The sequence below is a fragment of the Pseudoalteromonas sp. APC 3224 genome (assembly GCF_030407535.1).
In the GTDB taxonomy this organism is placed as follows: Bacteria; Pseudomonadota; Gammaproteobacteria; order Enterobacterales; family Alteromonadaceae; genus Pseudoalteromonas.
The window spans coordinates 60073-80564 of the sequence record NZ_JASDDF010000006.1; the positions used below are offsets into that span (position 1 = coordinate 60073).

Below are 20492 nucleotides of genomic sequence, written 5' to 3' on the forward strand. Positions count from 1 at the left end.
AGTTGTAATTTTGCCTAAAACCTGCTCAAAAAGCTGTAAATTTAATCTGTAAAGATGAACAGACTCTCTATAAGTAAAGAATTATTACGACTGTAACATTACTGTCACTTTGATGAAATATAATGCGCCCAACGTTAAGATATAAGGGTGTTTTGATGACTTCAAATCCGAATAAACCGACTTTTAATACGGATCGAAGCCGTCTATTTAAAGACCGGTTTGCTAAGTTTGGTATAACCGCAGGCGGTATAATGGTATTAATAGCGCTGCTATTGATCTTCTTTTACCTTCTTTATGTAGTGCAGCCCATTTTCGAGTCAGCCAAAGTTGAAAAGCGCGCTAGCTTTAATGTTGCTAATGCTGAGCAAATTGTAGGGCTTGGTGTCGAGGAGCAAACTGAGGTTGCATATTTACTTGATGATCAAGGTCAAGTTAACTTCTACAGTGTTGATAAAGCAAAGTTTGGTAAAAAACTAAAAACACTTAATGCCACTTTATCCGCGCGGGTAACCAGTTTTGCAAACAGTGCTCCTTTTCAAGGGCATTATGCGTATGGCCTTGAAAATGGCACCGTAACTATTGTCGCACCTAAGTTTTTAGTCACCTTCCCTAATAATGAACGTAAATTAACTCCGCGTTTAGGTTATCCTCTGGGTGAAATGGCACTCGAAGTTGATGAGCAAGGTGCAGCTATTAAGCGTTTTGCCTTTAGCCATTATGAAGACAAAACAGCCGTTGTGGCACTTACTGCCGATAAACGTGTGGTATTTAGTAGCTTTGTTGCCGAAGAAAATATGTTTACTGGTGAAGTCGAATGGCAAGTGGAACGCACTGAACTTAACGTTGATGGTCGCGTAGATGAGCTATTAATGTCGCCAGATACCACTCGCACATTTGTTCGTTCTGCCAATCAAATTTACGTATTCGATACCCGCTATCCAAGTGAAGTTGAGCAAATTCAATTATTATCTGCCAATGAAGAAAACGCGAATATAGTGTCATCACAACTATTGGCTGGTGCAAACTCACTGATGTTGGCCAATGATAACGGTGAAATATCCCAGTGGTTTGAAATCAATACAGACTCAGGGCGTGAATTTCAAAAAATCCGTTCGTTTGAAACTACCAAACAAAGCAAGCTGAATATTTTTACTGAATTTTATCGTCGTACCTTTTTTACAACGGGTCAAAATGGTGAATTAGGGCTTTATTACACCACCAGTGAAGCAAAGTTATGGCAAGGTAAAGTCAGTGATGGTGAAATTGAACAGTTTGCTATTGCTCCGCGTTCAAATGCGGCGCTAATTTTAGCTGATAACAAGCTGACGGTTTTAGAAATTCATAACGAGCATCCAGAAGTAACGTGGTCAGCGCTTTGGCAAGAAGTATGGTACGAAGGCTACCCAGAGCCGGGTTATATTTGGCAATCTACTTCTGCCAGTGATGATTTTGAATCGAAGTTTTCATTAGTGCCAATTTCATTTGGTACTTTAAAAGCTGCTATGTACGCAATGTTATTTGCTGTACCTATTGCTATTTCAGCCGCTATTTATACTGCTTATTTTATGTCGAGCGAATTGCGCCGTGTGGTAAAGCCAACGGTTGAAATAATGGAAGCTCTGCCTACGGTAATACTCGGCTTTTTAGCTGGCTTGTGGTTAGCGCCTTTAATTGAAGAGCACTTGCCGGCTATTGTTGGTTTGCTGGTGTTACTGCCATTGGGTATTTTAGCAACCGCTTTAGGCTGGAATAAATTACCTGCGGTTATTCGCCATAAAATCCCTGAAGGCTCACATTCAATTTTATTAATACCAGTGGTGTTATTTATTGGTTGGTTGTCGTTTGCGATGAGCGAAAGTATTGAGTTATGGATGTTTGATGGCAATGTGCGTCAATACCTAACTAATGAATTAGGCATGACCTTCGATCAGCGTAATTCATTAGTAGTGGGTATCGCGATGGGCTTTGCGGTTATTCCCACTATTTTCTCAATTGCCGAAGATGCGGTATTTAGTGTGCCTAAACATTTATCAAATGGCTCGTTAGCATTAGGTGCTACGCAGTGGCAAACCCTAATTCGTGTGGTGTTATTAACCGCCAGCCCAGGTATTTTTTCTGCGGTAATGATGGGTTTAGGTCGTGCCGTAGGCGAGACTATGATTGTACTTATGGCTACCGGTAATACCCCAATTATGGATTGGAGTATTTTCCAAGGCATGCGTACCTTAGCCGCTAATATCGCCGTCGAAATGCCTGAGTCGGAAGTAGGGAGTTCGCATTACCGAATTCTATTCTTAGCCGCCTTTGTATTATTCATATTCACCTTTATTTTCAACACCGTTGCTGAGTTTGTTCGTCAGCAGCTGCGTGAAAAATACAGCTCAATGTAAGTGGAGAAACACGACATGGTAAAGCAGTGGTTTAGGTCTGGTTCTCCTTGGATTTGGATGACCGGTGGTGCTGTCAGCATCAGTTTAATTTCAGTAATTGGTTTACTCGCCATGATTGCATGGAAGGGACTAAGCTTTTTTTGGCCATCTCAAGTTATGCAGTATGAGCTTGAAGGTTCAATTGCTAAGCAAACCGTTATTGGTGAAATTTATGACCGTGAATTAGTACCTAAGTCGCGCTTAGCGGCAACGGGTATTGATGTTTCTAAATTTGAAAAAGACGAGGTTGAGCGTTTACTGATTAAAACAGGTAACCGTGAGTATGTTGATTTAGATTTTCGCTGGATACTCGAAACCGATATTAAACAAAGTTCAGCGCCCAAAGCGCTCGCGGTGTTTGAGCGTAGTAAAAACGGTAACTTTTATGGGTATGTAGAGAGCGTCATTAAAGATGGCGAAACGGTAACAGCTGATAAAGTTGAAACCTTACATGACCTTGTAGAGCGTGCGGTTGACTTAAACGACGAAGCGCTTGATTTGCAAAATGGCGACATAGGGCATATTAACTATGAGCTAGAGCGTTTACGTTTACAGGAAAAAGCCTATTTGCTTGATAATGAGCTAACCGACGAGCGTGTTGCTGAACTTGCTCAAGCGCGTGCTGATTTACGTACGAAATATGGCGAATTAGAAAAAGAGCTATTTGCACTGCGTAAACAAGCTAAACGTGACCAAGTAACCGTAAAAGATATGCGTGGTGAGGTTGTTACAATCCCGCTATATCAAGTGTTGGACGTATGGTTTCCAAACGACATGGGCTTTTTTGCTAAACTAGGTCATTACTTTGTGCAGTTAGGTAAGTTTGTTTCAGATGACCCACGTGAAGCCAATACCGAAGGTGGCGTATTTCCTGCTATTTTTGGTACGGTATTTATGGTGATGTTAATGGCTGTGATTGTAACGCCATTTGGCGTGGTTGCTGCTATTTACTTACATGAGTATGCGGCTAAAAACGCAATTACTAAAATGATCCGTATTGCGGTTATTAATTTGGCGGGTGTTCCGTCTATTGTATACGGCGTATTTGGCTTAGGTTTCTTTGTTTATATGGTTGGTGGTAGTGTTGACCAATTATTTTATCCAGAGTCATCGCCTACGCCTGTATTTGGTACACCTGGCGTGATGTGGTCGGCACTTACCTTGGCTATATTAACGTTGCCTGTGGTAATAGTGTCAACCGAAGAAGGTTTATCTCGTATTCCTAGTACAGTGCGCGATGGTTCATTAGCACTGGGTGCGACTAAGGTAGAAACGCTATGGCGAATCATTATTCCTATGGCCAGCCCTGCAATTATGACGGGGTTAATTTTAGCGGTTGCTCGTGCTGCGGGTGAAGTTGCACCGCTTATGCTGGTGGGTGTGGTAAAAATGGCGCCAACGTTACCGCTTGATGGTAACTTCCCATATATACATTTAGACAGAAAGTTCATGCACTTAGGTTTTCATATTTACGATGTTGGCTTTCAAAGCCCGAACGTTGAAGCGGCGCGTCCGCTGGTATATGCAACGGCCTTTTTGTTAGTGTCGGTTATTATTACCCTTAACATCACCGCCATTGGTATACGCAACCATTTACGTGAAAAATTCAGATCGCTTGAGCATTAATTTAGTATAGGTAACAAACATGATTACAGTCGCTCCAAAAGTAAACCAAGCAAAGCCAAGCTTGAAGTTAGATTTAAATAATTTAACAGACGAACAAAAAGCGCTAGAAATTAAAGATCTCGACCTTTACTACGGTGATAAACAAGCACTGAGTAAAGTAAATATGAACATTCCGAAAGGCCAAGTAACGGCATTTATCGGTCCGTCGGGTTGTGGTAAGTCAACTTTGCTGCGTTGTATTAACCGTATGAATGACTTGGTTGATATTTGTCGCATAGAAGGCGAAATAATGCTGCACGGGCAAAATATTTACGACAAAAGCGTAGATGTTGCTGCGCTTCGTCGTAATGTTGGCATGGTGTTTCAGCGTCCAAACCCGTTTCCTAAATCAATCTACGAGAATGTGGTTTACGGTCTTCGCCTGCAAGGGATTAAAGAAAAGCGTAAGCTTGATGAAGTGGTAGAGCAATCGCTACGTGGTGCGGCTCTTTGGGATGAAGTAAAAGACAGACTTCACGATAGCGCATTTGGTTTATCGGGCGGTCAGCAGCAGCGTTTAGTTATTGCTCGCTCAATTGCGATAGAGCCAGAAGTATTATTACTTGATGAACCAACATCAGCACTCGACCCGATTTCAACTTTAGTGATTGAAGAACTAATTAATGATTTAAAGAATAAATTTACTGTGGTTATTGTTACTCATAACATGCAACAAGCAGCGCGGGTATCTGATCAAACCGCGTTTATGTATATGGGTGAGCTCATTGAGTATTCAGATACCAATACCTTATTTACCACACCAACGAAGAAAAAAACTGAAGATTATATTACCGGACGCTACGGCTAGTCGGGTTAAAACGCTAAAACAATGAATTATTAAAGAAGGTCATTATGGAACACAACATTAATAAACATATTTCTGGTCGTTTTAACCAAGAGTTAGAAGATGTGCGAAACCATGTACTGAGTATGGGTGGGTTGGTTGAGCAACAACTTAATAGCGCGCTTGATGCAGTTAGCAAAAACGATGCGGTATTGGCACAAAAAGTACGTGAAAACGACTACAAAGTTAATGCAATGGAAGTCAGTATTGATGAAGATTGCACCCGTATTATTGCTAAGCGCCAACCGGCAGCCAGTGATTTACGTTTAGTAATTGCAATAGCAAAAACCATTGCTGATTTAGAAAGAATTGGTGATGAAGCTAAGCGAATTGCTAAAGTTGCACTAGACTCATTTACTAAGGATCAACAAGATTTATTAGTAAATATTGAAAATATGGGTCGCCAAGTATCTAAAATGCTGCATGACGTTTTAGATGCATTTGCACGTATGGATGTGCAACGTGCATTTGAAGTGCATAAAGAGGATGCTAAAGTAGATAGAGAGTATGAAGCTATCACCCGTCAAATAATGACGTACATGATGGAAGATCCGCGCTCAATTCCAAAAATCATGGATTTAGTATGGTCTGTTCGCTCATTAGAGCGTATCGGTGATCGTTGTCAAAACATCGCTGAATATGTCATTTATTTTGTAAACGGTAAAGATATTCGTCATACATCTCAAGAAGATATTGAAAAATCACTGTAGTGATACGAATAACTAGAAAATAAGAAAGGCAGTAATACACTGCCTTTTTTATTTTTTGTAAATAATTGAATGAGAAAAAGCGTTCACAATCTAGCTTAATGCTGTAAAATTCACGCTGAACAGCATATTGAATTGATTAAAGGGTCAGTTATGCCAACAAATTTTTTAGGTGTTTTTGCAAAATCACCTATAAAACCAATAGAAGAACACATCAGAAAAGCGCATCAAGCAAGCGAAAGTTTGATACCTTTTTTTAATCATGTTTTTAAAGAAGAATGGCAACAAGCTGAAGAGCTACGTTTAACTATTCGTAATTTAGAACGTGAAGCCGATGAAATGAAAAGAACTATACGCTTACAACTACCTGGCGGATTATTCATGCCGGTAGAGCGTACAGACCTTCTCGAATTAGTAACCCAACAAGATAAAATTGCTAATAAGGCAAAAGACATTGCTGGGCGTGTAATTGGTCGTGAGATGATCATACCAAAAGAGATTCAAGAAGACTTTTTGGCGTATGTAACTCGTTGTGTTGATGCAACAAAACAAGCATCTAAAGCGATTAATGAATTAGAAGAATTGTTAGAAACGGGCTTTAAAGGCAGAGAAGTTACTCTGGTTGAAAAAATGCTCGTAGAATTGGATGCCATAGAACAAGACACGGATGAAATGCAAATTAGAATACGCCGCCAACTACGTAAAGTAGAAAGTGAGCTAAATCCAGTAGATGTAATGTTTTTATACAAAATCATTGAATGGGTTGGCGAGCTTGCAGATATTGCAGAGCGCGTAGGATCACGTCTTGAGCTGATGTTAGCTCGTTAATTTAAAATCAGTTCAAACACGAAAGATTAAGGTTACACAATGGATATCATTGCATCTTACGGCACGGTATTAATTTTAATTGCCGCAGCAGTCGGCTTTTTTATGGCTTATGGTATTGGCGCAAACGACGTTGCCAACGCGATGGGTACATCAGTAGGTTCAAAAGCACTTACTATTAAACAAGCGATTTTTATCGCGATGATTTTTGAATTCGCAGGTGCTTATTTAGCCGGTGGTGAAGTAACATCAACAATTCGTAAAGGAATTATTGATGCTGCCCCATTTGCCGACATTCCTGAACTGATGGTTCTAGGTATGATCGCCTCTTTATTTGCCGCGGGCAGTTGGTTATTAATGGCCTCGTTTTTAGGCTGGCCGGTATCAACTACTCATTCAATCATTGGCGCGATCATTGGTTTTGCTCTTGTTGCTGTGGGCACCGAGGCTATTCAATGGGGTAAAGTTGCTGGTATTGTAGGTAGCTGGATTGTAACGCCGGCGATATCAGGTTTCATAGCTTACTTAATATTTATGAGTGCGCAAAAGCTGATTTTTGATACCGACGCTCCACTTAAAAATGCAAAGCGCTTTGTCCCAATATACATGGGTTTAGCTGGCTTTATTATGGCACTAGTGACCATTAAGAAAGGCTTAAAGCACATTGGTATTAATTTAGGTACTGTTGAAGGTTTTGCTATTTCTATTGGTATAGCGGTACTCGTTGCTGTTATCGGTAAAATTGCTATTTCTCGTTTAAATATCGATCCTAAAGCGGATAGAGAAATGCAGTTTAACAATGTAGAAAAAGTATTTGCGGTACTTATGGTACTAACCGCTTGTTGTATGGCATTTGCCCATGGTTCTAACGACGTTGCTAATGCAATTGGACCTCTAGCAGCAGTTGTAAACATTGTTGAAAACAACGGTGAAATTGCTAAGAAAGCGGCTATTGCTTGGTGGATATTACCACTAGGTGGTTTTGGTATTGTTGCCGGTCTTGCTATTTTAGGCAAAAAAGTAATTAAAACCATTGGTGAAGGTATTACTCATTTAACACCAAGCCGTGGTTTTGCTGCTGAATTAGCCGCTGCCTCTACCGTTGTTATAGCATCGGGCACAGGCTTACCTATCTCAACCACACAAACCCTAGTAGGCGCTGTGTTGGGTGTAGGTATGGCACGTGGTATTGCCGCACTAAATATGGGTGTAATAAGAAATATTGTAGTTTCTTGGGTAATTACATTGCCAGTTGGTGCTGCCCTTGCTATTGTTATTTTCTACGTACTAAGAACCGCTTTTGGGGTTTAATAAAAAGTACTTAAAAGACTTTTAGCTTGAAAAGATCTCAATGCCCTTGGTGTTGGGGTCTTTTTATTTGTGGAAAGAAAAATGACCAATCTCCCTAGTATTAAACAGCTGCAGTATTTATTAGCTGTACATCAACATCAACATTTTGGCCGAGCAGCAAGTGCCTGCTTTATTGGTCAGTCAACGCTCAGTACTGCGATTCAAAACCTAGAGGAGACTTTAGGATGTCAGCTTATAGAGCGAGAAAATCGCAGCCTAATGTTTACCACTATTGGTGAAGAGGTGGTTGAGCGTTCAAGAAAAATAATCAACGATACTATTAGTTTAAAAGAGTTAACTAAAAGCTTTTTAACACCGCTTAGTGGCACATTAACGGTAGGTGTTATTCCTACTATTGCAAGCTTTATTGCAGCGCCTTTGTATCACTTTTGTCAGCAAGTATTTGTAGATTTAGAGTTGGTATTAATTGAAGACACCAGCGATAAGTTGCTTGATAAGTTAGAGCATGGGCAAATTGATTTAGCATTATTAGCGCTGCCTTACGAAACTGATAAATTTCATACCCAAGTATTAGCACAAGATCACTTTAGTTTAGTGCACCATAAAGATTACACGCCAGCCAAAGGCATTGAAGACTTTAATTTATTACCAGAAGCCAGTGTATTTTTACTTGAGCGAGAGCATTGTATGACAGGGCATGCGCTCAGTGCGTGCCATTTAAATCGCTCTAGCTGTATAAATCCCTTTGAGGCGGCTAGCTTACATACTTTATTGAGTATGGTTGAGTATAAACTTGGCGTGACGTTTTTGCCGCAAATGGCGATTAATGCAGGTATTTTAGAAAACAAAAACATGCTAGCTACGCCATCGCAAGGTGATGCCTATCGCGATATTGGTGTATTGTGGCGTAAAACAACAGGGCGCATTCGTGACTTTAAATTGTTTAGCCAACAATTAGAGGTCTTTTTGAAAAAGCAGTGTAGTGTTGATTTTAAATAGGTAAAAAAAGCGTATTTTAATTAATACGCTAAATAACACGGGGAATTATAGAGGCTGCTTATGCTGGCTGTGGTAGCTCTCTAGCGGCGGTAAAAATAGTAAGTAAACCCATACAACAACATTAAAGTACGGGACCAGCCCAAGCACTGTGAAGGTTTTTACAGGGTAGCCTTTAATCTGGGCATACTTGTAACATTGAAGCGCAATAGCAAAGTGTATAAACAATAATAACGTGATTAGTTGCGTCATAAACGTCCTCCTCATGCCCCTATGTCCACCTTTAACAGTATAGACATCTAGACGATAAGAAATAAAGATGTCACGTAAAATCAAGGTAATCACTTAATTTTCATGACATTGTGCTGCCGATAAGCAAAGTATAGGTTAGATGGGCAAATTTGAAAGTAATAAATTGCTTAAATTTGTTTATTAATGTTTATAGTGACGTGAGGGTGTCTTGATAAAAAATAGGGTTGTTTTTAATTTTTTCTAACTCAATCAGTACCTTGTCAATTGGTACAGGGCGAGCAATAAAGTAGCCTTGCCCATAGTCGATACCAATTTCTTTAAGTGCAAAAAACACTTCTGCAGTTTCTACATATTCAGCAACAGAGCGCTTATTTAGTGAGCGACTGATGTCATTTATGGCCTTTACTAGCGCTAAATCAATGGAGTCATTAAGCATATCGCGTACAAAGGAGCCGTCAATTTTTACGTGTTGAGCTGGTAATTGTTTAAGGTAATTAAAGGTACTAAATCCTGTGCCAAAGTCATCAATTGAAAAGTGGCAACCTAAATTATTTAGTCGTTCAATCATTTTTCGTGTCGCCGCTAAATTATTAATACTGGCCGATTCGGTTATTTCAAAAATAATTTTCGCAGGAGACACTTGATACTTCTCAAGGGTCGATTCTATTAATGGCAGTAAACGTTCATCTAAAAATGATTGTGCCGATAAGTTTATTGCAATCTGAAGAAGCTCTGGATGTGCAGCAACACTCGCAATGCTGTTACGAATAACACATTGGTCCATTAAAAAGGTATCGTTGAGCATTTCCAATGAGGGAATAAATTGATTAGGGTAAATAAGTTCGTCGTCTAGCTTTAACCTTAGCAGTACTTCAAAGTAGGCAACCTGATTTGTTTTAAAATCCCAAATGGGTTGATAATGAAGCTCTATACTGTCTTGTTGGAGTGCTTGACGTACCCCATGGCCCCACTCTAAACCCGTTTGCAGCGCATTGTTCTCACCATCTTGTTTTGAATAACAGTGTACTAAGTTACGGCCTAAATTTTTAGCAATATATAACGCAATATCTGACTGCTTTAAGCATTCATTTGGATCGCAGTTATCAGCGGTAATTTGGGTTAAACCAATCGAGCAACTAATTGAATAGATTTGCTCTTCAGATTTAAATTGGTTGCCTTCAATGGCACTACAAATCCCTTCTGCAATTAAATGTGCATCCAATAAATTGGTATTTTTAAGTATCACCGCAAACTCATCGCCACCGACACGGCAGATTAGATGCTCATTACTAATATTGGCAATAAATAGCTGCGCTACTTCTTTTAAAACAATGTCACCTTGTTGGTGGCCTTTACTGTCATTTATTATTTTAAAGTGGTCAAGGTCAATATAAATAAGCGCATGTTCAATATTTGTATGGGTGTTTTCGCTCTGGCAAATATAGTTAAGCTGTTGGTCAAAATAATAACGGTTGTGTAGTCCTGTTAAGGTGTCATGCAGGGCTAAATGGCGCAATTGCAACTCTGCTTGTTTGCGCTCATGAATGTTATCGAGTGTGGCGGTGATAGTGGCGTTGTTGCTGCTATTTTTTATTAACTGAAGCCGACATTCTACCCACACTGAGTTACCATTTTTTTGGCTCAGCTTAACTTCTATTTTTTGTTTGTTCGCACCACCTTGTAAAATATCATCAATGGTTGATTGTAATGACTGTTTATGTTCAGTGGTACAAAATGCAGTGAGTGGTTGTTGTAAGGTCGACTTAACTCCAAAGCCGCTCAGAGATTCCCACGCAGGGTTTATAAAGCGAATATTCCCTTGTTGGTCTAGTTCAAGTACAACCGTGTTTAAGTGCAATAAAATACGCTGATGTGCTGAAAACAGGTCGCGATATTTAACTTCACTAATACTTAGCTGCTGTACCTTATTAGCAAACTCAGCATAGCTCACCATAAAATCTTCTCGACGAGCAGCATGATCACAGACTTTATTTAAAAATGAGGGATCGTAAGGAGCACGAATAAAATCGGTAACGCCAGAAAGTAATAATTGCTCAGCGTAATCGGCATCGTTTTTATCAATAATAGTAACAATGGCTTGTTGAGGGTTATGCTGCAGAATCTTTTCAACTAATTGATTTGAACTCTCAGCTTGTGCTGCAGTGGCATCGAGTAGCACGATAGCAAACGGCTGCTGATTATAGGCACTGAGCGCGGCTTTTTCGTTAGTAACATGAGTAATTGCAAAGTTAAGCTTTAATTGTTCACTCATGTCGTTTGCTCTGCTGGTAAAGGGTTCTAATAACAACAGGTTTAAGCGACTGCTTTTTTCTAAATGACTCGACAGCACATTTGCTAGTATTTGCGGCAATATATCTTGGCGTTCAAAAGGCAGTACTGCATCTATGCCATAGCTACGTGCGGTAGTTTCGGCGATACGCTCACAATAAATGGGCGGAATAAGTAAAATAGGCGTATTTTTCGGCGTGTTAAGTAAACCAGAGCGGATCATACGTGAAAACCGCCAGCCATCAATTTTACCTACATCTAATCCGGTTATGATTATATTTACACTTTGGTTTTTTAATATTTTTAACGCATCTTGGCTGTCTGAGGCTTCAATAAACTCAAACACACTAAGCCTCTCCAGCGTGGCACGTATAGTCTGGCGCTCATCATTACTTGCATTTAATATTAGCAATTTAAGCTGTTTTGCCACTTAGGTACCACTCCGAGAAATGCAGATCGTAAAACTATAAGAGTAATGATATTTAGTGCTAAGAACAAGCGTATTTATTATAGAGCGGCCTTAAATCTAACGATCAATCTTAAATCTATTTGTAGTAATAATTGACTTAATTTAATAAATAAGTTTATTGAGCAATACCATTATAGTGTAATTTAGCACGTACCTTGTGGTTGTTTAAGTATAGATATACACTTGGCGCGATTTTAAATGATGTGGAATTCTAACAATGCGCGTAGCTGATTTTAGCTTTGACTTACCTGATGAATTAATTGCTCGTTTTCCAAAAGCAGACAGAACTAGTAGCCGTTTATTAAGCTTAGATGGGCCGAGCGGTACTGTTGAGCATAAAATATTTAGTGACATTCTCGAACTTGTTAACGAAAACGACTTATTGGTTTTTAACAACACCAAAGTAATACCTGCGCGTATGTTTGGTCAAAAAGAATCAGGAGGTAAGGTTGAGGTGCTGGTAGAGCGTGTATTAGACGAACACCGGGTTCTTGCGCACATTCGTGCTAGTAAATCGCCAAAACCGGGCAATGTACTCATTTTAGAGGGCAAAGCAAAAGCCATTATGGTGGCACGCCACGATACGTTATTTGAGCTTGAGTTTGACCGCAGTGAAAATGTGCTCGACATTTTAAATGATGTTGGCCATATGCCGCTTCCTCCTTACATTGATCGCCCAGATAATGAAGCGGACCGAGAGCGATACCAAACAGTATATGGTGAAAAGCCAGGCGCCGTAGCTGCACCAACCGCAGGCCTTCATTTTGACGATAAACTCATGGCTGCGCTTAAAGACAAAGGCGTACAAATGGCGTTTGTTACCTTGCATGTTGGTGCAGGTACATTCCAGCCAGTTAGGGTTGAAAGTGTTGATGAGCACATCATGCACTCTGAATATATTGAAGTACCGCAAGATGTGGTGGATGCGGTTGCAAACACTAAAGCTAAAGGCGGGCGTGTGATTGCGGTAGGTACAACTTCAGTTCGCTCACTAGAGTCGGCAGCAAAAATACATGGCGGCAAGTTAGATACTTACTTTGGTGATACCGATATTTTTATTTTCCCAGGTTATCAATTTAACGTTGTTGATGCCATGGTCACCAACTTCCATTTACCTGAATCAACCCTAATTATGCTGGTCAGTGCCTTTGCAGGGCAAGACAATATTATGGGTGCTTACAATACTGCGATTGAACAACAGTATCGCTTTTTTAGCTATGGCGATGCGATGTTTTTGACCCGTAAATAATTTACAGCGTTATCGGTTTTTATTTTACTCCTAAGCACAGTGAATTTATCACTGCTAATAGTAATAGGGTGGTAAAAAGGGTAGAATCGAGCGGTTAAATTATAGCTTGTTGGACTGTTTTTCCGACACAGAGGATATTATGAAATTTGAATTAGACTGCACCGATGGCAAAGCACGCCGCGGTCGCTTGATTTTTGACCGAGGTGTAATAGAAACACCAGCGTTTATGCCTGTAGGCACTTATGGCACGGTTAAAGGCATGACACCTGATGAAGTTAAAGCAACGGGTGCACAAATCTGTTTAGGCAATACATTTCACTTAATGTTGCGTCCAGGTACTGAAATCATCAAACAGCATGGTGATTTACACGATTTTATGAACTGGGACTTCCCAATTCTTACTGACTCAGGCGGTTTCCAAGTATTTAGCCTTGGCGCAATGCGTAAAATCACTGAAGAAGGCGTAATGTTCCAATCGCCAGTTAATGGTGACCAAATTATGATGTCGCCAGAGAAATCAATGGAAGTGCAGCGTGATCTTGGCTCAGATATCGTGATGATATTTGACGAATGTACGCCATATCCTGCCACTGAAAAAGAAGCCAAAGACTCTATGGAGCTTTCTCTTCGTTGGGCTAAGCGCTCAAAAGAAGGGCATGGCGACAACCCGTCAGCATTGTTTGGTATTATTCAAGGCGGTATGTATCCTGAGCTTCGAGCACAATCACAAGCGGGCCTTGAAGAGATTGGTTTTGATGGCTATGCGCTTGGTGGTTTATCGGTTGGTGAACCTAAAAATGAAATGATCAATATTCTTGATCATTGTGCTTATAAAATGCCAGAAAACAAACCACGTTATTTAATGGGTGTAGGCAAGCCAGAAGACTTAGTTGAGTCGGTTCGTCGTGGTATTGATATGTTTGACTGTGTAATGCCAACGCGTAATGCACGTAATGGTCACTTATTTATTACAACGGGTACCATTAAAATCCGTAACGCAGTGCATAAAACAGATACGGGTCCACTTGATCCAGAGTGTGATTGCCATACCTGTAAAAATTATTCGCGCGCCTACTTGCATCATTTAGACAAATGTAACGAAATTTTGGGTGCACGACTAAACACTATCCATAACTTACGATACTATCAACGTGTTATGGAAGGTTTGCGCAATGCTATTAGCGAAGGTCAACTAGAGACATTTGTCCACGATTTTTACGCTCGCCGAGGCCAAGAAGTGCCAGAGCTAGCTGATACAACAAATTAAAATTTAAAAATTAAAGAGGAAGTATTATGAGTTTATTTATTTCAAACGCGCATGCAAGCGCTGGTGCACCTGCAGCAGGCGGCGGTATGGAAATGCTAATTATGTTAGCGATTTTTGGTTTGGTTTTTTACTTTTTAATTTACCGCCCGCAAGCAAAGCGCGTAAAAGAGCATAAAAGCTTAATGAGCGCGATGGCAAAAGGCGATGAAGTGCTAACCCAAGGTGGTTTAGTGGGTAAAATCGTAAAAATTGCTGAAGATAAAGACTTCATCGTGATCTCATTAAATGAGCAAGCAGAAGTAACAGTACAAAAATCAGCAGTATCTGCTGTATTGCCTAAAGGCACAATGAAGTCGCTATAAAAATAATAAGGACGACCCCGTGTTAAACAAGTTTCCAATTTGGAAGTATTTACTTGTTTTAGCTGTGTTAGCCATTGGCCTTTTATATGCTTCACCAAACCTGTATGGCCGCGATCCGGCCATACAGGTTTCTGGCGCTAAAGGCACCGATGTTGACCTCAGTGTTGTAGACAAAGTAAACGCAATCCTCAAAAAAGATAACGTAAGCGCTAAATCGACAAAGCTCGAAGATGGGCAAATTCTTGTTCGTTTTAAAAATGTTGAAGACCAACTAAAAGCGCAAGACTTACTGCGTAACTCGCTAAGTAACGATTATATCTCAGCGATTAATATGGCTCCTGCACAACCGGCTTGGTTAAAGTCGTTGGGCGGTAATCCTATGAAGTTAGGCCTAGATTTAAGTGGTGGTGTGCATTTCACCATGGAAATCGATATGGTCACTGCGGTGGATAATCAGTTAGAGCAAATGGAGCAAGATTTCCGTAGCGACCTGCGTGAAGAAAAACTACGTTATCGTAGTGTGCGCCGTGTAGCTGGCTCTGAGCGTATGCGTGTAGAAATGCGTAACGAAGAAGATAAAGACGCTGCAGAGCGCTTTTTAGAAAGCCGTTATCCATTAAACGTTTACATTGATGATAGCAGTAACGATAACGCATTCTTTGCCACTATGAGTGAGCTAAAGCTAAAAGAAATTCGTGACTATGCTATCAAGCAAAACGAAACTATTATTCGTAACCGAATCAACCAAATTGGGGTTGCAGAGCCAAACGTACAGCGCCAAGGTGCTGAACGTATTATTGTGCAATTGCCAGGGATTCAAGATACCGCTCGCGCTAAAGAAATTTTAGGTGCTACGGCAACACTTGAGTTTCGTGAAGTTGACGAAAATGCTGACATAAGCGCCGCTGCTCAAGGTCGTATCCCACCGGGTACTGAAATGATCATGAGCCGTGATGGTTATCCTGTAGTACTAAAAAAACGCATTATTCTTGAAGGTAGCCATATTACTGGCGCGCAGTCAGGTGCAGATGAGTACCAGCGTCCACAAGTAAGCATTAAACTCGATAGTAAAGGTGGGGCAAAAATGAATGCCTTTACCAAGCGTGCTATCGGTAAACGTATGGCTACCGTGTTTATTGAATACAAGCCATCAGGTAAAAAAGACAGTGACGGTAAAGCACTTCCGCCAATTAAAGTGGAAGAAGTTATTAACGTAGCAACCATTCAAGCGCGTCTTGACCGTTCATTCCGCATTACCGGTATTGATAACCCAGCTGAAGCACATAACTTAAGTTTACTACTTCGCGCGGGTGCACTGGTTGCGCCTATTCAAATTGTAGAAGAACGTACGGTTGGGCCAAGCCTAGGTCAAGAAAACATTGAAGCAGGTATGACCGCTGTAGCTCTTGGCTTTGCGTTTGTACTGGCCTTTATGCTTATTTACTACAAAGGTTTTGGCCTTGTTGCGAATATTGCACTGGCTGCCAACTTAGTACTTATTATTGGTGTTATGTCATTAATTCCTGGTGCAACGCTTACCTTACCGGGTATAGCTGGTATTGTACTGACTGTTGGTATGGCAGTTGATGCGAACGTACTTATATTTGAACGTATTCGTGAAGAGCTAGCCGATGGCCGCAGCCCTCAACAAGCGGTTCATTTTGGTTATGATAGCGCCTTTAGTACTATTTTTGATGCCAATATCACCACATTAATTGCGGCGATTATCTTGTTTGCTGTTGGTACCGGTCCTGTTGCTGGTTTTGCGGTAACCCTAGCAATTGGTATTTTAACCTCTATGTTTACAGCAATTATAGGTACCCGTGCGGTTATCAACCTATTTATTGGCGGTAAACGTGTTGATAAACTTTCAATTTAAGGAGCAGACATGCAAATTTTAAGATTGGGCGGTAAAACCCTTCGTTTCATGTCTCTTCGAAAAGTGGCAATGGGCTTTTCTACGTTATTAATTATAGCGTCGCTGGCGTCACTTTTTGTTAAAGGCTTAAATTTCGGTTTAGATTTTACCGGCGGTACAGCAGTTGAGGTGGGTTTTTCGCAACCTGCCGATCTGAAAAAAGTACGTAATGTACTGGCTGAAAACGACTTTGCTGATGCATCGGTACAGCTTTTTGGCTCAAGCCAAGAAATACTGGTCCGTTTAGCCCCTCGCGGTGATGATGTAAAAGCAGAAGTAATTGGTAACCAAGTAATTGCTGCCCTTAAACAAGCTGATGATAGCGTAGTAATGCGCCGCATTGAGTTTGTAGGCCCAAGCGTAGGTGAAGACTTAAAAGAGCAGGGTGGCCTTGCCATGTTAACTGCACTTATTTGTATCTTAATTTATGTGGCGTTTCGCTTTGAATGGCGTTTTGCTGTGGGCGCAGTTGGCGCGCTTTTACACGATGTAATCATTACGATTGGTTTATTCTCGGTGCTTGGTTTAGAGTTTGACTTAACTATTTTGGCAGCAATACTTGCCGTGATAGGTTACTCACTAAACGATACCATTGTTGTATCAGACCGTATTCGTGAAAACTTCCGCAAAGTGCGCATTGACGACACGATTGAAATTATTGATATCTCGCTTACGCAAACACTTAACCGTACCTTAGTAACCTCAATCACTACTATTTTAGTACTGATTGCGTTATTTGTATGGGGCGGTCAAACCATTCATGGCTTTGCTACTGCACTACTATTTGGTGTGTTTATTGGTACTTACTCTTCAGTTTACGTTGCCAGCTCGGTGGCTATTGCCATGGGCGTAAGTAAAGAAGATTTAATACCAGAAGTGATTGAAAAAGAAGGCGCTGATTTAGATCCAATGCCTTAATTGAGATTAAACTATTTTTAAAACAAAACCGCTCCTAGTGAGCGGTTTTTTATTGCCTCCTAGATAAGTCACATAATAGTCATACTCAGTTGGTATTTTATTGCTCTTATTAAATTTTTATTTGAGCTAGTAGTGACTGAGCAACGACAAGTCTTAGAATCAATTTTACAACAAGGAGCAATAACAACCTTGTTCCAACCTATTTTCGATATAGCTAAGCAATCTATTATTGGGTATGAAGCGCTTAGTCGTGGCCCTAAAAATGGTCCATTAGCCATGCCAAATAAGCTATTCGAAGCGGCTCATAAATACCAATTGATTTCAGAGCTTGAGCTTTTATGCCGTTCTCGCGCCATTGAAAATTTTGTAAAACTCAGTCTGCAAGGGAAGTTATTTTTAAATGTCAGCCCAAAAATTCTACTCGATCCGAGCCACCCTAAAGGCGAAACCTTACATTTAATTGAACAGTTTGGTCTTGCTGCCAATCGAGTGGTGATTGAAGTAACTGAACAAGAAAAAGTAGATGATGGCTTTTTACTGTTAAAAACCATCGCTCATTATCGAGAGCTAGGCTTTACTATTGCTATTGACGATCTCGGTGCAGGTTATTCAGGACTAAAGCAATGGTCGCAGTTATGCCCAGATATTGTAAAAATTGATCGTTACTTTATTGATCATTGCGATCAAAGCGAAGTTAAAAAAGAATTTCTAAAATCAATTATGGTGTTAGCACGGGCAACAAATACAGCGGTGATTGCAGAGGGAATTGAACGTTCCGAAGAGCTAGATTTAGTTAAAAGTATAGGCATAAGTCATGTTCAAGGGTTCTTTTTAGAAAGACCGAGTCAACAGCCAAGTTATGACTACAACTGTAAACAGTTACAATCGCTCACTTCGACCCAAGCCGCCTCAAAGTTTGAACAATCAATGGCAATAGGTGTGCTTGCTGTTGCTCAGCCTGCTATTAGCAGTCATACGCTTTGTAAAGAAGCTCATGCACTTTTTGAGCAAGACAAAAGCATAATCAGCTTACCGGTATTAAATAGCAGTCAGCAGCCAATAGGGTTGTTACACAAAGATCAGCTAACAGAAGTGTTTGCCGCGCCTTATGGGCATGCACTTTATGATAAATGTGAAGTCACTGAGTTAATGGATAAACAACCTTTGGTGGTTGATGAAAATCAAATGCTTGATATTGTCTCCCAGCAAATAACAGAGCAAGACTTTGATATTCGTCGCCATATTGTTATCACCTGCAACAATAAGTATTTAGGCTTGGCACCGCTCAGAGACATACTAAAGCACATTACAGCAGAAAAAATCCGCCACGCTCAACATGCTAACCCTTTGACCATGTTACCGGGTAATGTGGCAATTAGTGAGGTAATAGAGCAGCGTCTGCAACATAAACAGCCATTTTCACTAGCCTATATCGATTTAAATCACTTTAAACAATTTAACGATTTGTATGGCTATGCCAGTGGTGACAGCGTAATAAAACTTCTGGCCGATGTGACTGTAAAAGCGTGTGCGCACAGCGCTAATTTTGTCGGGCATATTGGCGGCGATGACTTTATGGTGGTGTTTGAAAAAAAAGATGCGGTGGAGGTTTGTAATACTATTATCTCGCAATTTGAACTACAGTCACGCGTGTTTTTTACGCCAGAGCATATTGCTGGAAAAGGGTATTGGGCAACTAATCGAGAGGGCGAAAAGCAGTTTGTACCTTTACTTACATTATCGATAGGTTTAGTTGAGCCTGATCTGCAGCAGTGTAAAAATAGTCATCAAGTAGCGGCATTAGCGACAGATGCTAAAAAAGAAGCAAAACGTTATCGTCACAGCTACTTATTTATATGTAATCGAAGAAGGCCTGCTCCCGCTATTGTACGTTTATCCAATAGTAAAAAAAGTGGCTAACAAAAAGCAAAAAAGGAGCCTAAGCTCCTTTTTTTAGTACGTAATTACGATTAACGTAATAACGATTCAGATAATACTGGGCGCATTTCGCGAACAATCGCCTGTGTTAGCTTAGGTGCACCACAGATTACGTTACCGCTCACGTTGTAGTTATTACCGCCAGCAAAATCAACAATCATGCCGCCAGCTTCTTTAACTAATAGCTCGCCTGCTGCTGTATCCCAAGGTTTTAAACCAATTTCAAAGAAGCCATCAACACGACCCGCTGCAACATACGCCATATCTAGCGAAGCAGAGCCTGCACGACGAATATCAGCCGTGTGAACAAATAACGCTTTAAACGCTTCAGAGTATGCATCTAAGTGATGCTTTTGTTTGAAAGGAAAGCCTGTAGCAAGAACAGAACCAGCAAGTTCAACAGTTTTAGATACACGTAAACGTTTGCTGTTTAACTGTGCGCCTTGACCGCGAGAAGCAGTGAAAAGCTCGCCACGAATTGGATCGTAAATTACGGCTTGGTCTAAACGACCTTTAACTTTAAGTGCAATAGATACTGCGAAATGAGGGATACCCTTGATGAAGTTAGTTGTGCCATCAAGTGGGTCAACAATCCATTGGTAATCAGCATCCTTACCTTTGTGTTCGCCTAACTCTTCACCAACGATGCAGTGATCAGGGTAAGAACGTAAAATAGTGTCACGAATTACGGCTTCGGCTTCTTTATCAATGTTAGTAACTAAATCGTTGGTGCCTTTTTGTTGCACTTCAACTTTTGATAAATCTTCACTTGCACGAAGAATAAGTTTGCCTGCGTTACGCGCAGCGCGAACCGCAATGTTTAACATTGGATGCATGGTATTACCTTTGGGTTGTAAAAGAACGTTTATATATTTAAGCCGGCGTATTTTAGCGGTTTTTGCCATAAAGTAAACCATAAAGCCTAAATACTTATGAGTGTTTTTTGTACAAGTATGATCTTTCGATATATTTATCGAAATAAAAACAAGCAATAAATTTGTAAATTAGCGCTTTACCTAAAGTGAGCTTGAGGTTTTATGATGTTCTATATTC

At 40.4% G+C, this 20492-nt stretch carries 16 protein-coding genes; 13 read left to right on the forward strand and 3 right to left on the reverse strand.

Annotation, left to right across the window (positions count from 1 at the left end):
* The first annotated feature begins 155 nt into the window (after nucleotides 1-155).
* The 7 genes from QL989_RS04535 (at nucleotide 156) to QL989_RS04565 (ending at nucleotide 8780) form a co-directional block, all read left to right on the forward strand.
* Nucleotides 156-2390 carry an ABC transporter permease subunit gene (locus QL989_RS04535; protein ID WP_290168593.1) on the forward strand — a complete coding sequence of 745 codons (2235 nt, stop codon included), beginning with the start codon at nucleotides 156-158 and terminating at the stop codon, nucleotides 2388-2390.
* A 15-nt stretch (nucleotides 2391-2405) separates the two neighbouring features.
* Nucleotides 2406-4055 (forward strand): phosphate ABC transporter permease PstA, encoded by a 1650-nt coding sequence (gene pstA / locus QL989_RS04540; protein ID WP_290168596.1) that lies wholly within the window; start codon nucleotides 2406-2408, stop codon nucleotides 4053-4055.
* A gap of 19 nt (nucleotides 4056-4074) precedes the next feature.
* A complete protein-coding gene (pstB, locus tag QL989_RS04545) occupies nucleotides 4075-4902 on the forward strand; it encodes a phosphate ABC transporter ATP-binding protein PstB (protein ID WP_008114812.1) in 828 nt (275 codons plus the stop codon).
* A gap of 44 nt (nucleotides 4903-4946) precedes the next feature.
* On the forward strand, nucleotides 4947-5648 hold the full coding sequence (phoU, locus tag QL989_RS04550) for a phosphate signaling complex protein PhoU (RefSeq protein WP_008114815.1): 702 nt from the start codon (nucleotides 4947-4949) through the stop codon (nucleotides 5646-5648).
* 150 nt (nucleotides 5649-5798) lie between these two features.
* Entirely contained in the window at nucleotides 5799-6473 is a 675-nt protein-coding gene (locus QL989_RS04555; RefSeq protein WP_008114817.1) for a TIGR00153 family protein, read from the forward strand.
* Between the two features lie 39 nt (nucleotides 6474-6512).
* On the forward strand, nucleotides 6513-7781 hold the full coding sequence (locus QL989_RS04560) for an inorganic phosphate transporter (protein WP_138606597.1): 1269 nt from the start codon (nucleotides 6513-6515) through the stop codon (nucleotides 7779-7781).
* An 81-nt stretch (nucleotides 7782-7862) separates the two neighbouring features.
* Entirely contained in the window at nucleotides 7863-8780 is a 918-nt protein-coding gene (locus tag QL989_RS04565; RefSeq protein WP_138606595.1) for a hydrogen peroxide-inducible genes activator, read from the forward strand.
* Nucleotides 8781-8825: 45 nt separating this feature from the next.
* Here QL989_RS04565 and QL989_RS04570 read toward each other — a convergent pair whose 3' ends face one another.
* Nucleotides 8826-9029 (reverse strand): hypothetical protein, encoded by a 204-nt coding sequence (locus QL989_RS04570; RefSeq protein ID WP_010391740.1) that lies wholly within the window; start codon nucleotides 9027-9029, stop codon nucleotides 8826-8828.
* 187 nt (nucleotides 9030-9216) lie between these two features.
* Entirely contained in the window at nucleotides 9217-11748 is a 2532-nt protein-coding gene (locus QL989_RS04575) for an EAL domain-containing protein (protein ID WP_290168600.1), read from the reverse strand.
* A gap of 256 nt (nucleotides 11749-12004) precedes the next feature.
* Between QL989_RS04575 and queA the strand changes: the two genes are divergently transcribed.
* The 6 genes from queA to QL989_RS04605 all read left to right on the forward strand — a co-directional run bounded on the left by queA (nucleotide 12005) and on the right by QL989_RS04605 (nucleotide 19421).
* The gene (queA, locus tag QL989_RS04580) at nucleotides 12005-13036 is read left to right on the forward strand and encodes a tRNA preQ1(34) S-adenosylmethionine ribosyltransferase-isomerase QueA (RefSeq protein WP_290168602.1); all 1032 of its coding nucleotides are present in this window, start codon (nucleotides 12005-12007) and stop codon (nucleotides 13034-13036) included.
* Between the two features lie 139 nt (nucleotides 13037-13175).
* Nucleotides 13176-14303: a tRNA guanosine(34) transglycosylase Tgt gene (gene tgt / locus QL989_RS04585; protein WP_054202633.1), complete on the forward strand. Its 1128-nt coding sequence runs from the start codon at nucleotides 13176-13178 to the stop codon at nucleotides 14301-14303.
* Nucleotides 14304-14329: 26 nt separating this feature from the next.
* Nucleotides 14330-14665 carry a preprotein translocase subunit YajC gene (gene yajC, locus QL989_RS04590; RefSeq protein ID WP_010391747.1) on the forward strand — a complete coding sequence of 112 codons (336 nt, stop codon included), beginning with the start codon at nucleotides 14330-14332 and terminating at the stop codon, nucleotides 14663-14665.
* A 19-nt stretch (nucleotides 14666-14684) separates the two neighbouring features.
* Nucleotides 14685-16544 carry a protein translocase subunit SecD gene (secD, locus tag QL989_RS04595; protein ID WP_010391748.1) on the forward strand — a complete coding sequence of 620 codons (1860 nt, stop codon included), beginning with the start codon at nucleotides 14685-14687 and terminating at the stop codon, nucleotides 16542-16544.
* Between the two features lie 9 nt (nucleotides 16545-16553).
* Nucleotides 16554-17501: a protein translocase subunit SecF gene (gene secF, locus QL989_RS04600; RefSeq protein ID WP_008466355.1), complete on the forward strand. Its 948-nt coding sequence runs from the start codon at nucleotides 16554-16556 to the stop codon at nucleotides 17499-17501.
* Between the two features lie 132 nt (nucleotides 17502-17633).
* The gene (locus tag QL989_RS04605; RefSeq protein WP_290168607.1) at nucleotides 17634-19421 is read left to right on the forward strand and encodes a bifunctional diguanylate cyclase/phosphodiesterase; all 1788 of its coding nucleotides are present in this window, start codon (nucleotides 17634-17636) and stop codon (nucleotides 19419-19421) included.
* A 50-nt stretch (nucleotides 19422-19471) separates the two neighbouring features.
* Here QL989_RS04605 and suhB read toward each other — a convergent pair whose 3' ends face one another.
* Nucleotides 19472-20275 carry an inositol-1-monophosphatase gene (suhB, locus tag QL989_RS04610; RefSeq protein ID WP_054202669.1) on the reverse strand — a complete coding sequence of 268 codons (804 nt, stop codon included), beginning with the start codon at nucleotides 20273-20275 and terminating at the stop codon, nucleotides 19472-19474.
* Between the last annotated feature and the right edge of the window lie 217 nt (nucleotides 20276-20492).

Excerpts from the sequence above, each read along its gene's own strand:
- QL989_RS04560 (WP_138606597.1), top strand. The coding sequence starts at position 6,513 with ATGGATATCATTGCATCTTACGGCACGGTATTAATTTTAATTGCCGCA.
- yajC (WP_010391747.1), top strand. The coding sequence starts at position 14,330 with ATGAGTTTATTTATTTCAAACGCGCATGCAAGCGCTGGTGCACCTGCA.
- pstB (WP_008114812.1), top strand. The coding sequence starts at position 4,075 with ATGATTACAGTCGCTCCAAAAGTAAACCAAGCAAAGCCAAGCTTGAAG.
- queA (WP_290168602.1), top strand. The coding sequence starts at position 12,005 with ATGCGCGTAGCTGATTTTAGCTTTGACTTACCTGATGAATTAATTGCT.
- secF (WP_008466355.1), top strand. The coding sequence starts at position 16,554 with ATGCAAATTTTAAGATTGGGCGGTAAAACCCTTCGTTTCATGTCTCTT.
- QL989_RS04555 (WP_008114817.1), top strand. The coding sequence starts at position 5,799 with ATGCCAACAAATTTTTTAGGTGTTTTTGCAAAATCACCTATAAAACCA.
- tgt (WP_054202633.1), top strand. The coding sequence starts at position 13,176 with ATGAAATTTGAATTAGACTGCACCGATGGCAAAGCACGCCGCGGTCGC.
- phoU (WP_008114815.1), top strand. The coding sequence starts at position 4,947 with ATGGAACACAACATTAATAAACATATTTCTGGTCGTTTTAACCAAGAG.
- QL989_RS04570 (WP_010391740.1), bottom strand. The coding sequence starts at position 9,029 with ATGACGCAACTAATCACGTTATTATTGTTTATACACTTTGCTATTGCG.
- suhB (WP_054202669.1), bottom strand. The coding sequence starts at position 20,275 with ATGCATCCAATGTTAAACATTGCGGTTCGCGCTGCGCGTAACGCAGGC.
- pstA (WP_290168596.1), top strand. The coding sequence starts at position 2,406 with ATGGTAAAGCAGTGGTTTAGGTCTGGTTCTCCTTGGATTTGGATGACC.
- QL989_RS04565 (WP_138606595.1), top strand. The coding sequence starts at position 7,863 with ATGACCAATCTCCCTAGTATTAAACAGCTGCAGTATTTATTAGCTGTA.
- QL989_RS04535 (WP_290168593.1), top strand. The coding sequence starts at position 156 with ATGACTTCAAATCCGAATAAACCGACTTTTAATACGGATCGAAGCCGT.